Origin of the sequence: Planococcus sp. S3-L1 (assembly GCF_030063085.1) — a bacterium.
Taxonomy (GTDB): Bacteria; Bacillota; Bacilli; order Bacillales_A; family Planococcaceae; genus Planococcus; species Planococcus kocurii.
Map to the genome: position 1 here is coordinate 1 of NZ_JASISN010000004.1, position 15,554 is coordinate 15,554.

General features: G+C 43.2%; 14 protein-coding genes and 1 other annotated feature. All 14 genes read right to left on the reverse strand.

Features of this window, described 5'->3' with window-relative positions:
• Positions 1–175 precede the first annotated feature (175 nt).
• Complete coding sequence (locus tag QMF37_RS05465; protein ID WP_071153516.1) at positions 176–1,471, reverse strand: arsenic transporter; 1,296 nt, start codon at positions 1,469–1,471, stop codon at positions 176–178.
• A 465-nt stretch (positions 1,472–1,936) separates the two neighbouring features.
• Positions 1,937–2,458 carry a type 1 glutamine amidotransferase domain-containing protein gene (locus QMF37_RS05470; RefSeq protein WP_071153515.1) on the reverse strand — a complete coding sequence of 174 codons (522 nt, stop codon included), beginning with the start codon at positions 2,456–2,458 and terminating at the stop codon, positions 1,937–1,939.
• A 68-nt stretch (positions 2,459–2,526) separates the two neighbouring features.
• Complete coding sequence (locus tag QMF37_RS05475; RefSeq protein WP_071153514.1) at positions 2,527–3,117, reverse strand: DNA-3-methyladenine glycosylase; 591 nt, start codon at positions 3,115–3,117, stop codon at positions 2,527–2,529.
• 20 nt (positions 3,118–3,137) lie between these two features.
• Positions 3,138–3,908, reverse strand: a complete 771-nt coding sequence (gene trpA, locus QMF37_RS05480; RefSeq protein WP_058386430.1) for a tryptophan synthase subunit alpha — start codon at positions 3,906–3,908, stop codon at positions 3,138–3,140.
• Complete coding sequence (trpB, locus tag QMF37_RS05485; RefSeq protein ID WP_078080103.1) at positions 3,905–5,701, reverse strand: tryptophan synthase subunit beta; 1,797 nt, start codon at positions 5,699–5,701, stop codon at positions 3,905–3,907. Before trpB ends, trpA begins: the two co-directional genes overlap by 4 nt.
• The gene (trpC, locus tag QMF37_RS05490; RefSeq protein WP_071153513.1) at positions 5,698–6,471 is read right to left on the reverse strand and encodes an indole-3-glycerol phosphate synthase TrpC; all 774 of its coding nucleotides are present in this window, start codon (positions 6,469–6,471) and stop codon (positions 5,698–5,700) included. Before trpC ends, trpB begins: the two co-directional genes overlap by 4 nt.
• Positions 6,468–7,460, reverse strand: a complete 993-nt coding sequence (trpD, locus tag QMF37_RS05495) for an anthranilate phosphoribosyltransferase (RefSeq protein ID WP_078080102.1) — start codon at positions 7,458–7,460, stop codon at positions 6,468–6,470. Before trpD ends, trpC begins: the two co-directional genes overlap by 4 nt.
• 61 nt (positions 7,461–7,521) lie before the next feature.
• Positions 7,522–7,758, reverse strand: a binding site (T-box leader).
• Positions 7,759–7,989: 231 nt separating this feature from the next.
• On the reverse strand, positions 7,990–9,606 hold the full coding sequence (locus tag QMF37_RS05500; RefSeq protein ID WP_078080101.1) for a long-chain fatty acid--CoA ligase: 1,617 nt from the start codon (positions 9,604–9,606) through the stop codon (positions 7,990–7,992).
• 93 nt (positions 9,607–9,699) lie between these two features.
• The gene (locus QMF37_RS05505; protein WP_283477097.1) at positions 9,700–10,848 is read right to left on the reverse strand and encodes an acyl-CoA dehydrogenase family protein; all 1,149 of its coding nucleotides are present in this window, start codon (positions 10,846–10,848) and stop codon (positions 9,700–9,702) included.
• A gap of 14 nt (positions 10,849–10,862) precedes the next feature.
• A complete protein-coding gene (locus QMF37_RS05510) occupies positions 10,863–11,633 on the reverse strand; it encodes an SDR family NAD(P)-dependent oxidoreductase (protein WP_078080100.1) in 771 nt (256 codons plus the stop codon).
• 27 nt (positions 11,634–11,660) lie between these two features.
• Positions 11,661–12,809, reverse strand: coding sequence for a thiolase family protein (locus QMF37_RS05515; protein WP_071153512.1), 1,149 nt, complete (start codon positions 12,807–12,809; stop codon positions 11,661–11,663).
• Positions 12,810–13,020: 211 nt separating this feature from the next.
• Positions 13,021–13,923, reverse strand: a complete 903-nt coding sequence (locus tag QMF37_RS05520; protein WP_283477101.1) for a glycine betaine ABC transporter substrate-binding protein — start codon at positions 13,921–13,923, stop codon at positions 13,021–13,023.
• A gap of 11 nt (positions 13,924–13,934) precedes the next feature.
• Entirely contained in the window at positions 13,935–14,573 is a 639-nt protein-coding gene (locus QMF37_RS05525) for an ABC transporter permease (RefSeq protein WP_071153510.1), read from the reverse strand.
• Positions 14,570–15,538 (reverse strand): ABC transporter ATP-binding protein, encoded by a 969-nt coding sequence (locus QMF37_RS05530; protein WP_078080099.1) that lies wholly within the window; start codon positions 15,536–15,538, stop codon positions 14,570–14,572. The genes QMF37_RS05525 and QMF37_RS05530 overlap by 4 nt, the downstream gene beginning before the upstream one ends.
• Positions 15,539–15,554 lie beyond the last annotated feature (16 nt).

Below are 15,554 nucleotides of genomic sequence, written 5' to 3' on the forward strand. Positions count from 1 at the left end.
TTCATCCGTGGTAAGATGGGTGTAGGTCATTCGTGGTCACTCCTCTGTTTTTCTTTGGTCGGAAAATACATGTAGAGTGTACCATGAATGACTTTTTTAGTTGTCTAGCTTAATTTTACAATCGGCGACTAGAAAAAAGGAGCAAGTCATTGGCATGCTCCTTTTTTCTATAAACTTAATTTAAAATCGTCAACCATAAGTACAGGCCAGTCAATGTGATAAACAAAGTCGGAACCGTCAAAATGATGCCGATTTTAAAATAATAACCCCAACTAATCTCTACCCCTTTTGTTTTTAATACATGAAGCCATAATAATGTTGCCAGTGAACCAATCGGTGTAATTTTTGGCCCTAAATCTGATCCAATCACATTCGCATAGATTAAAGCTTCTCTAACAACTCCAGTTGTCTCTGTTTCAGCAATTGCCAATGCATCAATCATAACAGTCGGCATATTATTCATAACCGATGACAAAATAGCAGCGATAAAGCCCATGCCAATTGTCGCTGCATACAGACCGTGACTCGCTGTCCACTCGATTGCGGTAGCCAACACCGATGTGAGACCCACATTTTTCAAGCCGTACACAACGACATACATACCGATTGAGAAAAAGACAACCGCCCAAGGAGCCCCTTTTAAAACTTTCATCGTTTCAACTGATTTACTCTTCCTCGCAATGGCTAGAAAAATAATAGCAATCGCTCCTGCAATAAAGGATACCGGAATATTTAAAGCCTCGCTACTGAAATAGCCAATTAGTAAAATTGCTAGCACTACCCAAGATAAACGGAAAATTCTCAAATCTTTTATTGCTGAAGCTGGTGTTTTTAATGCACTGTCATCAAAATGTTTTGGAATATCTTTTCGGAAATATAAATACAAGACCAACATACTTGCAGCTATGCTGAATAAGTTCGGTACAAGCATCCGGATTGCATATTCGGTAAAGCCAATATTAAAAAAATCAGCCGATACGATGTTGACTAAGTTGCTGACAACAAATGGCAAAGAGGCAGTATCAGCGATAAAGCCACTCGCCATAATAAATGGCAAGATCATTGCATCTTTGAATTTCAATGCACGAACCATTGCCAACACGATAGGTGTCAAAATTAGCGCTGCTCCGTCATTCGCAAACAACGCTGCGACAACCGCCCCTAGCATGGTAACTAAGAAAAACATCCGCAAGCCACTGCCTTTGGCAAAACGTGCCATATGTAAAGCTGCCCATTCGAAAAAACCAATTTCATCAAGAATCAACGAAATGATAATCAATGCAACAAACGTTAAGGTCGCATTCCAAACAATTCCCGTTACGTCCCAGACATCCCCAAAATCAACTACGCCAAACAGCAAGGCAACAATTGCCCCAGCAATAGCAGACCAGCCGATTGACAAGCCTTTTGGCTGCCAAATCACAAAAATCAATGTAACGATAAATATAAAACTTGCTAACCAAACATCCACTTTCACACAACTCCTTATTCACAATTTGCTGCTCTTTTTTCTACAATCAATAAACCACTGGCGCAAACTCTAACTAATCGAGTCATCATTAAATTCACACTGCACTTGCTCTATTTATCGCTACAGCACCCCCTCATTATATAAGCATTTACTTATGTATTCAAGAGACAATCTTAAAAGCTAATTTGGTTTATGTAATCTGTATGTTAGATTTTCCCTACATAAAAAGCCAAAGCAGTGTTTACAGATGAATCCATAGCGCAAATCTAGGACCGGTACACAATTGCCCTAGCAAGTGTCTTCCGTCCTATCAAGGGCAATCGTGCGCTTTAGAGATTTCACCTCCGAACCTCGAAAAAGTGCATATCAAGTTTGGCATTATGAGCCGCAATTTAAAAAAACAGACGGAGAAAAAGAGTTTCTTTTTCTCTGTCTGTTTTATGTTAGAGGGGCATTGACAGCTTTTTAAGCTAATTGCTCCAGTACACGTAATGATTCTCGGTTGAATGCCGGAATGTCATCAGGTTGACGACTAGTGACCAATTGATCTTGGCACACGACTACTTCTTCATCAAGGACCGTCGCACCTGCGTATTCCATATCGACTTGAATCGACTTATAACCTGTAGCTTTACGACCTTCTAACGCTTTGGCCGTAATTAATAATTGAGGTCCATGACAAATTGCGAAGACCGGTTTTTTCGCATCCATGAAAGTTTTTGCAAACTCCACAAATCGGCTATCTTCACGTAACAGATCCGGTGAAAATCCGCCAGGCAAGAACAAGGCATCAAAGTCATCTGGGCTAACATCATCAATGCTTTTATCAATGGTGACAACAGCCTCACCTTGTTTGCCAGTTACTTTTTTCCCCACTTCTTTTTCGATTGTGAAAACTTCATGACCTGCATCATTAAACGCTTTTGATGGATCTGTATATTCCACATCTTCAAACATATCTGTCAGTAAAGTTGCAATTTTCGCCACTATCTTTCACTCCTTCTGTCTATTCATTCTCTTTCAGTATTCCACCAAAAGATGAAGATAAACAACAATTAGCGAAATTTCGAGACGAAAGGGTTTCCTGTTTCCCAAAAGCGATAAGGATAGTCGACCGCTTCTAGTGAATTGCCGATACCTACACGAGGTCCAACCGATATTTCTTGAACCGGTTCTCCTTGAGCGATGTAAAGTGGCTTTTCCGAAAAATGATGACCGTAATAATCCATTGTAATCGCCATTGCTTTAGTCAATTTTCCCGGTCCACTAGTCCACTGTTTGATCGGCATGTGTCTGCCGCGCAGTTCTGCCATCAGTTCGATGCCTTCGACCGGTTCGACTGCACGTATCAAAATAGCTCGCGGTGTGTCTTCCGGTCCCGCGACGACATTGATCAATGTGTGAGTATGCATTTGATACGTATAGACAAGGCCAGGTTTACCAAACATGATTTCCGTACGTTTAGTCCGACGATTCCCGAAGCTATGTGCAGCGCGATCTTCTGCTCCCATATAAGCTTCAGTTTCAATAATCCGTCCAGCAACAATGCCTTCTGGCAATTCATGGACCAACATTTGACCAATCAAACTACGCGTAAGTTCCAATGTCGGCGCGTCAAAAAAATCTTCAGCCACTGGCGTAAACATAACATCTCCTCCTACCCATATTATACTGAGTGGGTGGCCGTCACTGCATGGATAAGCGGTTCGATTTCCTGAATTCGATCTTCGTTAAAGGCATCCACAATGGCACTTCCCACAATAAATCCATCCACATCGTCGCGCAACATATCGACATGGCTACTCTTCGAAATTCCGAATCCAGCATAAACCGGAACCGGGCTTTTCTCACGAACTTTGCGCATAAATGCTTTTACATCCTCTGACATCTCATCACGAGATCCCGTTATTCCTTTAACCGTAACCGCGTAAACAAAACCTTGTGCCTCCCGAAGAATACCGTCCAAGCGAACGTCCGTTGTCGTCAGTGTCACCAGTTGAATCAACTTAATGCCTTCTTTATCGACATAAGGTTGCACTAATTGTTTGTGTTCATATGGCAGGTCTGGAATGATGACGCCTGAAATTCCAGCTTTGCTGCATTCAGTAGCAAAGCGTTCTACACCAAACCTCATCACGGGATTTAAATAAGTCATTACGAGCAAAGGAATTGTAACCTCAAAGGTCCAACTTTTTAGTTCTTCCAATACTTTTTGCAGTGTGACACCATGCTTTAAAGCACGATTTCCAGCCGCTTCAATCGTCGGACCATCTGCGACCGGATCTGAAAAAGGAATGCCAATTTCGATAGCAGTTACTCCTGCCCCTTGCAAATACTGTACTTGATTTTTCAGACGGTCAAGACCGCCATCTCCAGCCATAATATAAGCAACAAAGGCTTTGTTTCCCGTTTTTTTTAGTTGCTCTAATCGATTCATGATAGCCCCTCCAGGTTCTCTGCGTATGTCGCCATATCTTTATCTCCACGACCGGACACACAAATAATCAGTATCTGGTCTTTGGTCATAGACTTTGCTTGTTTTTCTGCTTCTGCAATAGCATGCGCCGTTTCAAGTGCTGGAATAATTCCTTCAAGACGAGACATGCTGACAACTGCAGCCAGTGCTTCATCATCGGTAATTGACCGGTATTCAACACGACCAATATCTGCTAAATAAGCATGCTCTGGTCCAATGCCTGGATAATCAAGCCCCGCAGAAATCGAATGCGCTTCCTGCACTTGGCCTGCATCATCTTGCAATAACTTCATTAAGGCGCCGTGGAGCACACCTTCTGTTCCTTTCGTTAAGGTTGCAGCGTGTTTATCTGTATCCACACCTTGACCAGCTGCTTCAACGCCAATCAACTTGACTTCTTTATCTTGAATAAACGGATAAAACATACCGATCGCATTGCTGCCACCACCTACACACGCCAAAATAGCGTCAGGCAAACGCCCTTCTTTTTCAAGAATTTGACGTCTTGTTTCTACGCCAATCACACTTTGAAAATCACGGACCATCGTTGGAAACGGATGTGGACCGAGAGCCGAACCGATTAAGTAATGCGTATCTTCTACATTGGCAACCCAGTAACGCAAAGCTTCATTGACCGCATCTTTTAAGGTCGCACTGCCTTTTGTGACACTTTCCACACGTGCCCCTAAAAGCTTCATACGGAAAACGTTCAATTGCTGACGCTTAATGTCTTCTTCACCCATGAAAATAACACAATCCAAATCGAACAGTGCACAAATTGTCGCAGTCGCCACACCGTGCTGACCTGCTCCTGTTTCTGCTACAATTTTACGTTTTCCCATTCGCATCGCAAGTAGCGCCTGACCAATCGCGTTGTTTACTTTGTGCGCACCGGTATGATTCAAGTCTTCTCGTTTTAAGTAGATTTTTGGTCCACCATATGCTTCAGTCATGCGTTTTGCGAAGGTCAATGGCTGTTCACGACCCACATACTCCGATAAATAATGATGGTATTCCTTATGAAATTCCGGATCTTCTTTTACTTCATTATAAGCATCTTCTAATTCCTTAACGGCTTTCATTAATGTTTCTGGCACAAATTGCCCCCCGTATTTACCGAAAAAACCTACTTTTTCTATCGTCTGTTCCATCGAATCATCCTTTACCTGTTTAATAAATTTTTGTATTTTCGCTACATCTTTCTGGCGCTCTGTTTCAACTCCGCTAGAGACGTCTACCATGTAAGGTGTTGTTTGTTCGATTGCCGCACGGACATTTTCCGGTGTTAACCCACCCGCCACAATTAGGCGAGATGGATCGATGCCGGCTCCGTCTAGTAACGACCAATCAAACACATTACCGCTACCTCCGCGGTATTCCGTACCCGGAGCGTCCACTAAAATATAATTAGCTAAAGAATTTTTCAACTGCTCTACATCTTCTTTTGTGCGAATTGAGAAAGCCTGAATAACAGGGACACGAATAGCTTTCACCAACTCATCGGGTTCATCGCCGTGAAGCTGAACCATCGTTAGCGGAACACCTGCAACAGCGTCTTCAATTTCCTCTAATGAAGCATTAACAAAAACACCGATTTTATCGGTATCTGCTGGAATGTGTTTAGCCAGTTCAGCAGCTTGCGCAATTGTCACTTGACGTCTGCTCGGAGCAAATACGAAGCCGATAGCATCCGCACGACTTGCTGCGTCAACATGTCGCTGTTCTTGCAAGCCGCAAATTTTCACTTTTGTCATTTTACTGCCTCCTCGCTAGTCGCCTGACGAATCCAATTTCCTGGATTTTCAGATCGCATTAACGCTTCTCCCACTAAAATTCCAGAAGCTCCATTTGCGTAAGCAAATTGCGCATCTTCTTTTGTCTGCATGCCACTTTCGCTTATTAACACGCGCCCTTCGTCAAATGGGAAGTTTTTAGCTAATTGTGCTGTGCGTTCAATTGATACTTCAAAAGTTTTTAAATTACGATTATTGATACCAATTAGTTTTGCATCTAGCTCTAGTGCTATTTGCAGTTCCTGTTCATCATGAACTTCGATTAAAACTTCAAGTCCTTTTGAGAGCGCATAGTCGTTAAGACGTTTCAGCTGCTGCTTTTCCAGTGCAGCTACGATCAATAGAATAATGGTAGCTCCTGCATGTTGAGCACGATCAATTTGAATCTCACTAACCATAAAATCTTTGCACAAGACGGGAATCGATACGACTTTCGCTACTTCACACAAGTCATCAATTGATCCTTTAAAATACACTTCATCCGTAAGTACCGAAATTGCAGCCGCTCCAGCTTCTTCGTATTTTTTAGCTTGTGCAACAATATCTACTTCCACTTTGATGTCGCCTTTTGATGGAGAAGCGCGTTTAATCTCTGAGATGACGCCATTTCGTTCTTGTAGATGCCCCAGTAACGTTGTTTTTTCTGGAAAATCAATTGTATTTGGCCCAACTGGTTTATACATTTTTACCTCTTCGTATTTAGTCGCAATGATGTCATCCAATATTGTCATACAAATACCCCCGCCGCTAACCGATGCAAGTCAAAGACACGCGCGGTTTCGCCTGATTTGATTGAGGCTTTCGCCTGCTTTACGCCTTCTGTCACGTTTTCAGCTTTACCACTGACATACAGTACTACTCCTGCATTTAATGCGACTGTATCTAAATAAGGGCTATCTGTTCCGGATAAGACATCCATAAAAATTTCAGCGTTGCGCTTTGGATTGCCTCCGCGGATCGCTTCAATTGAGGCCACTTCTAAACCAACTTCATTTGGGTGAATGGTCATTTTTCGCTTACCTTGCTCATTGAAGATGATTAATTCATTCGCGCCTGCAAGTGACAGTTCATCCAAGCCACCTGCTCCGTGAACAAGCGCTCCTTTTTTTCGACCCAATCGAATTAACGCATCCGCCATTGGTTCTAGCATGTCACGACGGTAAACACCGGTCATTTGAATCGTAATTGGCAATGGATTCGCTAAAGGTCCTACTAAGTTAAAAATGGTTGGAGTTCCGATGTCTTTACGAATTTGGCGTAAGCCACCGAGTGCTGGATGGATAGCTGGTGCAAACAATAACGCAATCCCCGTCTGGTCAAGCATCATAGGAATCGAGGCAATATTCGTTTCCGTTGAAATACCAAGTGCCTCTAGCACATCGGAACTGCCTGTTTTGCTAGAAACACTGCGATTGCCATGCTTGGCAACTGTCATACCGCATCCTGCTAACACAAAAGCCGTCAACGTACTAATGTTAAAACTGTAAGAACGGTCACCACCGGTTCCACAAACATCAACAAGTTGTCCTTCGACTGTTGGAAGCGCTACTGCTTTTTCACGCATCGCTTTGACTAGTCCTACTAACTCGTCTGCCGTCTCTCCTTTTTCATGTAAATCGGACAAAAAATTCTTGATTTGTTGTTCATTTATATCGCCGTTCAACATTGCTAATGATTTTTCGTACATTCCTTGTTCACTCAAATTCTCTACTCTGCTCATACTCATCTCTCCTCGTCTCGTTTTAAATACAAAAATCCCCGCAATCAGATTGTTATCTGATTGCGGGGACGGGTTAAAAACCGCGGTACCACCACGCATTAGCGCACCAAATTTCTGCGCTCACTTAAACAGGCTCTTCGCCTTTCCCTTTAACGCAGGGCTTACGTCTCCCTTACTCGCTTCCGCTTTCAGGCAAGCTCTCCTAAGTCCATTCGCGCAGATCACCTAATCAGCTCTCACCAGCCGCTGACTCTCTAAATAGATTTCCCTGCCTACTCGTCTCAATCCTCGATTTATACACTCTTCTATTCTCGTCTTCTCTAGGCTCTTCTCTCAAACAGACTTGCTTCCGTACAACAAGTTGTTCCCTATACTAAAAGGTTTTGTTTATTCTGTCAAGTAAAAGGAAAAGCGTAGGCAGCCATGTAGATTCGACGGGCATAAGATGCTCTGGCGAAGCGGCACTCTCTACTCAAAAAAAAGCGCAAGTGTCTATAGAACTCTAGACACTTACACCCGAAAATAAGACTTACTGATAATAGCCATCTAACTCTTTTCTTAAAGCAGCTTTAAGGAATTTACCAACCGACGTTTTTGGCACTTCTTTCAAAAATACCACGTCGTCTGGAACCCACCACTTGGCAAATTGGCTCTCCAAGTACGTCAGTAATATCGCTTTCGTGGCGTCGTCTTCCGCATGACCTTCTTTTAACACGACACAAGCAAGTGGACGCTCCATCCATTTCTCATGTGGAATGGCGACAACCGCCGCTTCGAACACAGCTTCATGCGTCATCAATGCATTTTCCAGATCAACAGAAGAAATCCATTCGCCACCGCTTTTAATTAAATCTTTCGTCCGGTCCATCAGTTTGATATAGCCATCGGACTCGATTACAGCAATATCTCCTGTATAAAGCCAACCCTCTTTAAACGCTTCTTCCGTACGCTCGTCTTTATAGTATTCATCAGCGATCCAGGCACCTTTAACGTTCAGCTCACCCATCGTTTCCCCATCCCACGGTGCTTCGCCGTTTTCATTGACGATTCGTACTTCGAGGCCCGGCATCGGTAAACCTGCCATTGAACGGCGTTCGATGCGCTCATCCATCGTCATATCGGTCATTGCAGAAGTAGTAATAGCCAAACTGACAAGCGGCGCAGTTTCCGTCATGCCATACCCTGTCACAAATGGCACATTGTATTTCTCTTCAAATGCGCGGATTAATCCTTTTGGTGATGCTGATCCCCCGCAAATAATCATCCGCAGCGTGTCGATATTGCGTGGATTTGCTTCTAATTCTTTCAACACACCCATCCAAATTGTCGGGACGCCTGCAGTTAACGTAACTTTTTCTGATTCAATTAAATCTAACAACATGCCAGGAGCAAAACCGGGTCCCGGCAACACTTGTGTAGTCCCAAACAAAACTCCAGCAAATGGCAGCCCCCAAGCATTGGCATGAAACATTGGCACAATCGATAAGGCAATATCTTGTTCTGACAAGCCCATTGCATCCGACATGCCGAGCGCGTAACTATGGAGCACAAGTCCTCTGTGCGTATAGACAACGCCTTTAGGATTGCCCGTTGTTGCGGAAGTGTAACACATGCCCGCTGGTGTATTTTCGTCCAGATCTTCAGGAAATTCGAAACTGTCATCTTCAGCAGCGAGTAATTGTTCATAAGAATAAACATTGCCAAGTGTCGTTTCTGGTAAATCCACTCCATCTTTCATAATGATAAAATGCTTAACGGATTTTAGCATAGGTGCTAGTTTTTCAATCAATGGAAATAGATCGTGATCGACTACCAAAATTTCATCTTCGGCATGATTGATGACATAGGCGATGTGCTCATGTGACAAGCGAATATTAATCATGTGTAAAATAGCACCAGCACCCGGTACACCAAAATACAACTCCAAGTGACGGTGATGGTTCCAGGCGAAACTTCCCACCTTTGTGCCACGCTTCATACCAAGTCCAGTTAAAGCAGCCGCTAGTTTGCGCGAACGTACCGCAAATTCTTTATAAGGAATCCGGTGAATCATATTTTCTCCGGTACGTGAAATGATCAGTTTTTCCGGAAAATAACGCTCCGCTCTTTTTACGAAAGATGATAATAATAATGGCGAATCCATCATGTCACATCCGACTCCTTTTTCACTCTAATTTTATTATTATGAATGGGTGTTCCTATCAGGCAAGATTCGCCTTCTTTTCCGCTCGCCTTTCACTTACAGTCCCATTCGTTTAGCAACGATGGTTTTCATGATTTCGTTGGAACCGGCATATATCGCCGCCACTGGAATGTCCCTGTAGCGACGTGCAATTTTGTATTCTTCCATATAGCCATATCCACCGTGTAATTGCATGCACTCACCGGATATTTTCTTGGCGGTATCTGTCAGCCAAAATTTCGCCATCGATACTTTGGAAACAATATCTTTTCCAGCCATATGATCTTCAATGAGCGATTCTAAAAACGAATGACCCAGTTCAATTTCTGTCGCCATCTCCACTAGTTTAAACTGAGAATTTTGGAACGAACCGATCGGCTTGCCAAAGGCTTTTCTTGATTTTACGTATTCCAACGTCATTTCCAACATATCTTCTGAAGCTACTTGCGCTGCCATTGCGACGACTAGTCGCTCTTGCTGCAGTTTTTCCATCAGATAAGTAAAGCCTTTATTTTCTTCGCCAATTAAGTTCGTTGTAGGGACGATGCAATCCTCAAAATACAGTTCGGATGTATCTTGAGCATGGAGACCTACCTTGTCGAGCTTACGCCCTTTCTGAAAACCTGGTGTCCCCTCTTCTACCATTAATAGCGAAATCCCACGATGCTTCGGTTGTGCTTTCGGATCGGTTTTTACAACAACTAACACCAATGTCGAGTTAATGCCATTCGTAATAAAAGTTTTCTGCCCATTAACAATATAATTGTCGCCGTCTCGAACTGCTGTAGTTGATATATTCGCAAGATCTGATCCTGCTCCAGGCTCTGTCATCGCAATCGCTGTAATATGATCTCCCGAAATACAACCCGGTAGCCAACGCTGTTTTTGTTCTTCATTTCCGTACGCTTCGATGTAAGGAACCGTAATGTCATTATGTAGGCCTACCCCCGTCAAACTGGCTCCTACGCGTTCCATTTCTTCTCCGATAACGACCGCATAACGAAAATCTAGACCAAGCCCCCCGTATTGTTCTTCTATTTGAGGACTCAGAAAACCCATATCTCCGAGCTTTTTCCAAAAAGATTTCGGAATAAGGCGATCTTTTTCCCATTGATCATAGTTTGGAACCGCTTCTTTTTCTAAAAACTTCCGCAAGGACTTCCGGAACATCACGTGTTCATCTTCTTCGAAACGGTATCTCCCCATCTTTTCCATCTCCCTTATTTCGGTTGCATGCGGATTGCTCCGTCGAGTCGTATCGTCTCCCCATTTAACATCGAATTTGTCGTAATGCTTTCTACTAGGTGTGCAAATTCAGCGGGTTTTCCAAGACGTGCTGGAAATGGTACGGCTGCAGATAATGAAGCAATTGCAGCATCTGGCAATCCTTCTACCATTGGTGTTTCCATTAATCCAGGCGCAATTGCCATAACTCGAATTCCATCTCTCGCTAATTCTCTAGCAATTGGCAACGTCATCGCGACAACTCCGCCTTTAGATGCGCTGTAAGCTGCTTGTCCAATTTGCCCTTCATAAGCCGCGACCGATGCTGTTGAAATAATCACCCCTCGCTCACCATCTTCAGTTGGTTCGTTTTTTTGCATAGCTGCTGCTGCAACACGAATAACATTAAAGCTACCAACCAAATTTACTTTGATGACTTTTTCAAATTGGTCTAGCGCAATTGGTTCGCCTTTGGATACTACTTTCCCTGGAGTACCAATCCCCGCACAATTGACTACTAAATTAATACCACCGAACTGTTCAAGCGTGTCGTTTATATTTTGTTCAACTTGTGATGCGTTAGTAACATCCGTCTCTTTATAAATGACCGAGCCTTCACCCAATTCTTCAATAAGCACTTTTGCACGTTCTGCATTCAAATCAAAAATAGCTGCTTTCCCGCCACTTTTTGCTATACGGCGTACTGTCGCTTCACCAAGCCCAGACGCTCCACCCGTGACTACTGCTTTTACTTGTGAAAATTCCATCTTCTTCCTCCTTAGTTTTCAATCCTGCTATAGCTTTTCAATAATAGTGGCGTTGGCCATTCCCATTCCTTCACAAATGGCTAACAATCCGTAACGGCCATCTGTTCGCTCTAATTCATGTAGTAACGACACTAATAATTTAGTACCTGTCGCACCAAGCGGATGACCAAGCGCAATTGCGCCTCCGTTAACATTCAGTTTTTCAGGATCTCCACCAATATCATGTAACCAAGCTAGCGGGACTGGCGCAAATGCTTCATTGACTTCGTAACGGTCCATCTCACTGATTTCAAGTCCTGCTTTGGCGAGAACTTTTTTAGTTGCTGCGATTGGCCCAGTCAGCATCAATGTCGGATCCGAACCGACTACTACACGTGCCACTATGCGCGCTTTCGGTTTCAATCCAAGCTCTTTCGCCTTGTCAGTAGACATTAAGAGAACAGCAGAAGCACCATCACTCATTTGACTCGCATTGCCTGCAGTAATCACACCCTTTTCATCAAAAGCTGTTTTTAATCCAGCTAGCACTTCTTCCGTCGTACCCGGACGCGGCCCTTCGTCTTCATCAATCATTCGCGTTTCGCCGTCTGGACCTTGTGTGCGAATCGGAATAATTTCACGTTTATAATGGCCTGCCCCAATAGCATGTTGTGCGCGTTCATGACTTTGTACTGCAAACGCGTCAAGCTGTTGCCGCGTAAATCCCCATTTCTTTGCGATACGTTCTGCCGATAACCCTTGATTGATAATTTCGTATTGATCTGTCAGTTTTTCGCTCAGCGCTGCACCTTGCATATTGGAAAACATCGGTACGCGTGTCATGCTTTCCACACCACCCGCAATGACAATATCCATATCTCCGGCCAGAATTGCTTGAGCACCGAAGTGCACAGCCTGCTGACTCGAACCGCATTGGCGATCAATTGTGACACCCGGTACATAATCTGGAAAACCTGCAATTAACGATGCTGTACGCGCAATATTGCCGCCTTGTTCTCCAGCCTGTGAAACACAACCTAAAATAATATCTTCTACTTCACTTTTGTCTACACCTGCACGCGAGACTAACTCTTCTAATACTAAAGCTGCTAATTCATCCGGACGCTGATCTGCAAACTGCCCTTTTCTTCTCCCAACAGCTGACCGTACACCTTCTATAATGACAACTTCTCTCATGCCCTTCACCCCACCGTGTATTATTTTTATGAGAACGTTCTCACTTAACTGAATTGAATGACTATTCACTCATTATTTACATTGTACAAGAATCCCTACTCAAATGCTACAAGAAAAGCGTATATTCATAGGCGAGTTAGACAGCTAGAAAAGCGCCAGATTCTCTGACTAAAATAAAAATGATTCCGCAGTCGAAACCGCGGAATCATTTTTATTCTTCAATTAATCCTTTGTCAATTAGGAATTCGCGAGCGACATCAGCTGCAATTTCTTGGTCAACATCAATGCGAGAATTCATTGCTAACATTTCTTCCTCGCTGATTTGTCCAGCCAGCCCGCTCAGTACTTCTTCAAGTTCCGGGTACTCTTCGAGTGTTTCCACCCGCACAACAGGAGCTGCGTCGTATTTCGGGAAAAACGACAGATCGTCTTCTGTCGTTTCAAGATCAAATAATTCAATGCGGCTATCTGTAGTGAACGCTGGAATAACTTCTACTTCTCCACTCTTAACAGCTTCATACATAATTGCTGGGTCAAAACTTTCAGTTGCTGAAAACTTAAATGGATACGTGGCGATCAAGTCCTCGTAGCCATCTCCTTTGCGTTCATAGAAAGGATGTGGTGCTCCGAAACGCATTTCTTCTGATTGCGAAATTTCCGCTAAATCTGAATAGGTTTTTGCATCATAGCCGCTATCTTTTGAATACGCCAACGTATAACCATTCTCAAAGCCAAGTGGTTCTAGCCAAGTCGCACCCAGTGTATCTTCGTAACCTATTCTTACAATATCTAATACCTCTTCCGAAGATTGACCCGGAACAGACTCTTTCTTCAATACGTCCTTCATGCCGGTACCGGTATACTCCACGTACATATCAATATCGCCTTTTTCTAAAGCAGGAGTTAAAATCGACACTTCTCCTAATCCCTCTTCATATTCCACAGTATAGTCCGAATTGGCTTCAATATACTGACCGAGAATATGTGGCAGGATATATTGTTCTGTCCACGGCTTACCACCAATGACGATTGGATCTAATTCATCTCCACCTGATCCGCATCCTGCAATGACTGTAGTTGCAGCCAAAAAAACTCCTAATGTCGTTTTTTTCATCTTGTTCCCCCCTATGGTTTCAAACCTTTTGGTGTCGCTCTTTTTTCAATCCATTTTAAAATTTGATCAAAACCAATTGCCAGTAGAGCAACTGGCAAGGCACCAGCCAAGACTAATGAATTGTTATAAGACTGCAATCCTCGGTAGATGATATCACCCAAACCACCAGCTCCAACAAATGTCGCAAGTGTGGCGATACCTACAGTTAATACAGTAGCCGTACGTATACCCGCCATGATAAACGGTAACGCTAGCGGCAATTCAATTTGTCGTAAAATCTGTGTCCGCGTCATTCCCATGCCACGTCCTGCTTCGATCGTGGAACTATCGACTCCTACAATTCCTGCATACGTATTTCGCAAAATCGGTAATAAAGCATAGATAATAAGTGCAATTAATGCAGTAGGTGAACCAATTCCTAAAATAGGTACCAAAAAGCCGAATAGCGCTAGACTTGGAATCGTTTGAAAAACAGCCGTTACCCCAATAATTGATTCAGCGTAGCGCCGATAGCGTGTAATGAGAATTCCTAGTGGCAGCGCAATTGCGATACCAATTGCGACGGCTACAAATGATAAATACATATGTTCTAAAAGCGCACCAATAATCATATCCTGACGGCTAACGAGGGTGTCTAGGAAGTTTTTCATGCCGTTGCCCCCGTTTCTTTAGCAAGTGCCGCTTTCAATAAGTCTCGGTCATTAGCATAAGCCACGACCTGCGCCCCTTGAACGATTGCCAAGTAATTTTTTGTGCTTTTATCCAGTTGCAAAAAAGCGTTCTCGATCGTTTGTTCAGCAGAAATTTCCTCAGTATCCCCAGCCCATTCTTCTGTAAAAAGATCCAGAAATTCGAGCAATTTTCTGTCTCCAAATGTGCGCTTTTGATTGATGCGCTCTATACCAATAAAGCTGCGAACAAATTCGTTTGCAGGGTTATCAATAAGTTGCTGGGGGGTGCCTACTTGTTCAACTTGCCCATCGCGCATAAGAATAACAGAATCAGCAATTTTCAACGCCTCATCCATATCATGGGTAACAAAAACGATGGTTTTATTGATGGTTTGTTGAAGGTTTCGAAGTTCGTCTTGCAACTGTTCTCGACTAATAGGATCAAGTGCTGAAAAGGGTTCGTCCATTAAAACAATATTGGGATCTCCCGCTAACGCCCGAACCACTCCTACACGCTGCTGCTGTCCCCCACTCAACTCGAGTGGGTAACGCTCCATATAAACTTCAGGATCTAAACCAACAAGCTGAAGCAATTCACGTACACGTTGTTCTTTTTTGTCTTTTGTCCAGTCCAGCAATTTAGGTACAAGCGCCACATTATCTGAAATGGTCATATGAGGAAATAATCCAATACGTTGAATCACATAACCAATTGAACGTCTTAATTGGACTTCATCCATTCCATTGATGGGTTTTTCATCAATGAAAATACTTCCTTCAGTTGGTTTTTCTAGTTTATTAATCATTTTCATTAATGTCGTTTTACCACAGCCACTAGGACCGATGATGGCAGTCAATTCATTTGTCGGTAGAACGAGTGAAATGTCTTTTAATGCTTCCGTTCCATCTGGAAAGCGTTTTGTAACATTTTCAAATCGAATCATAGACTTTCCTCCCCGC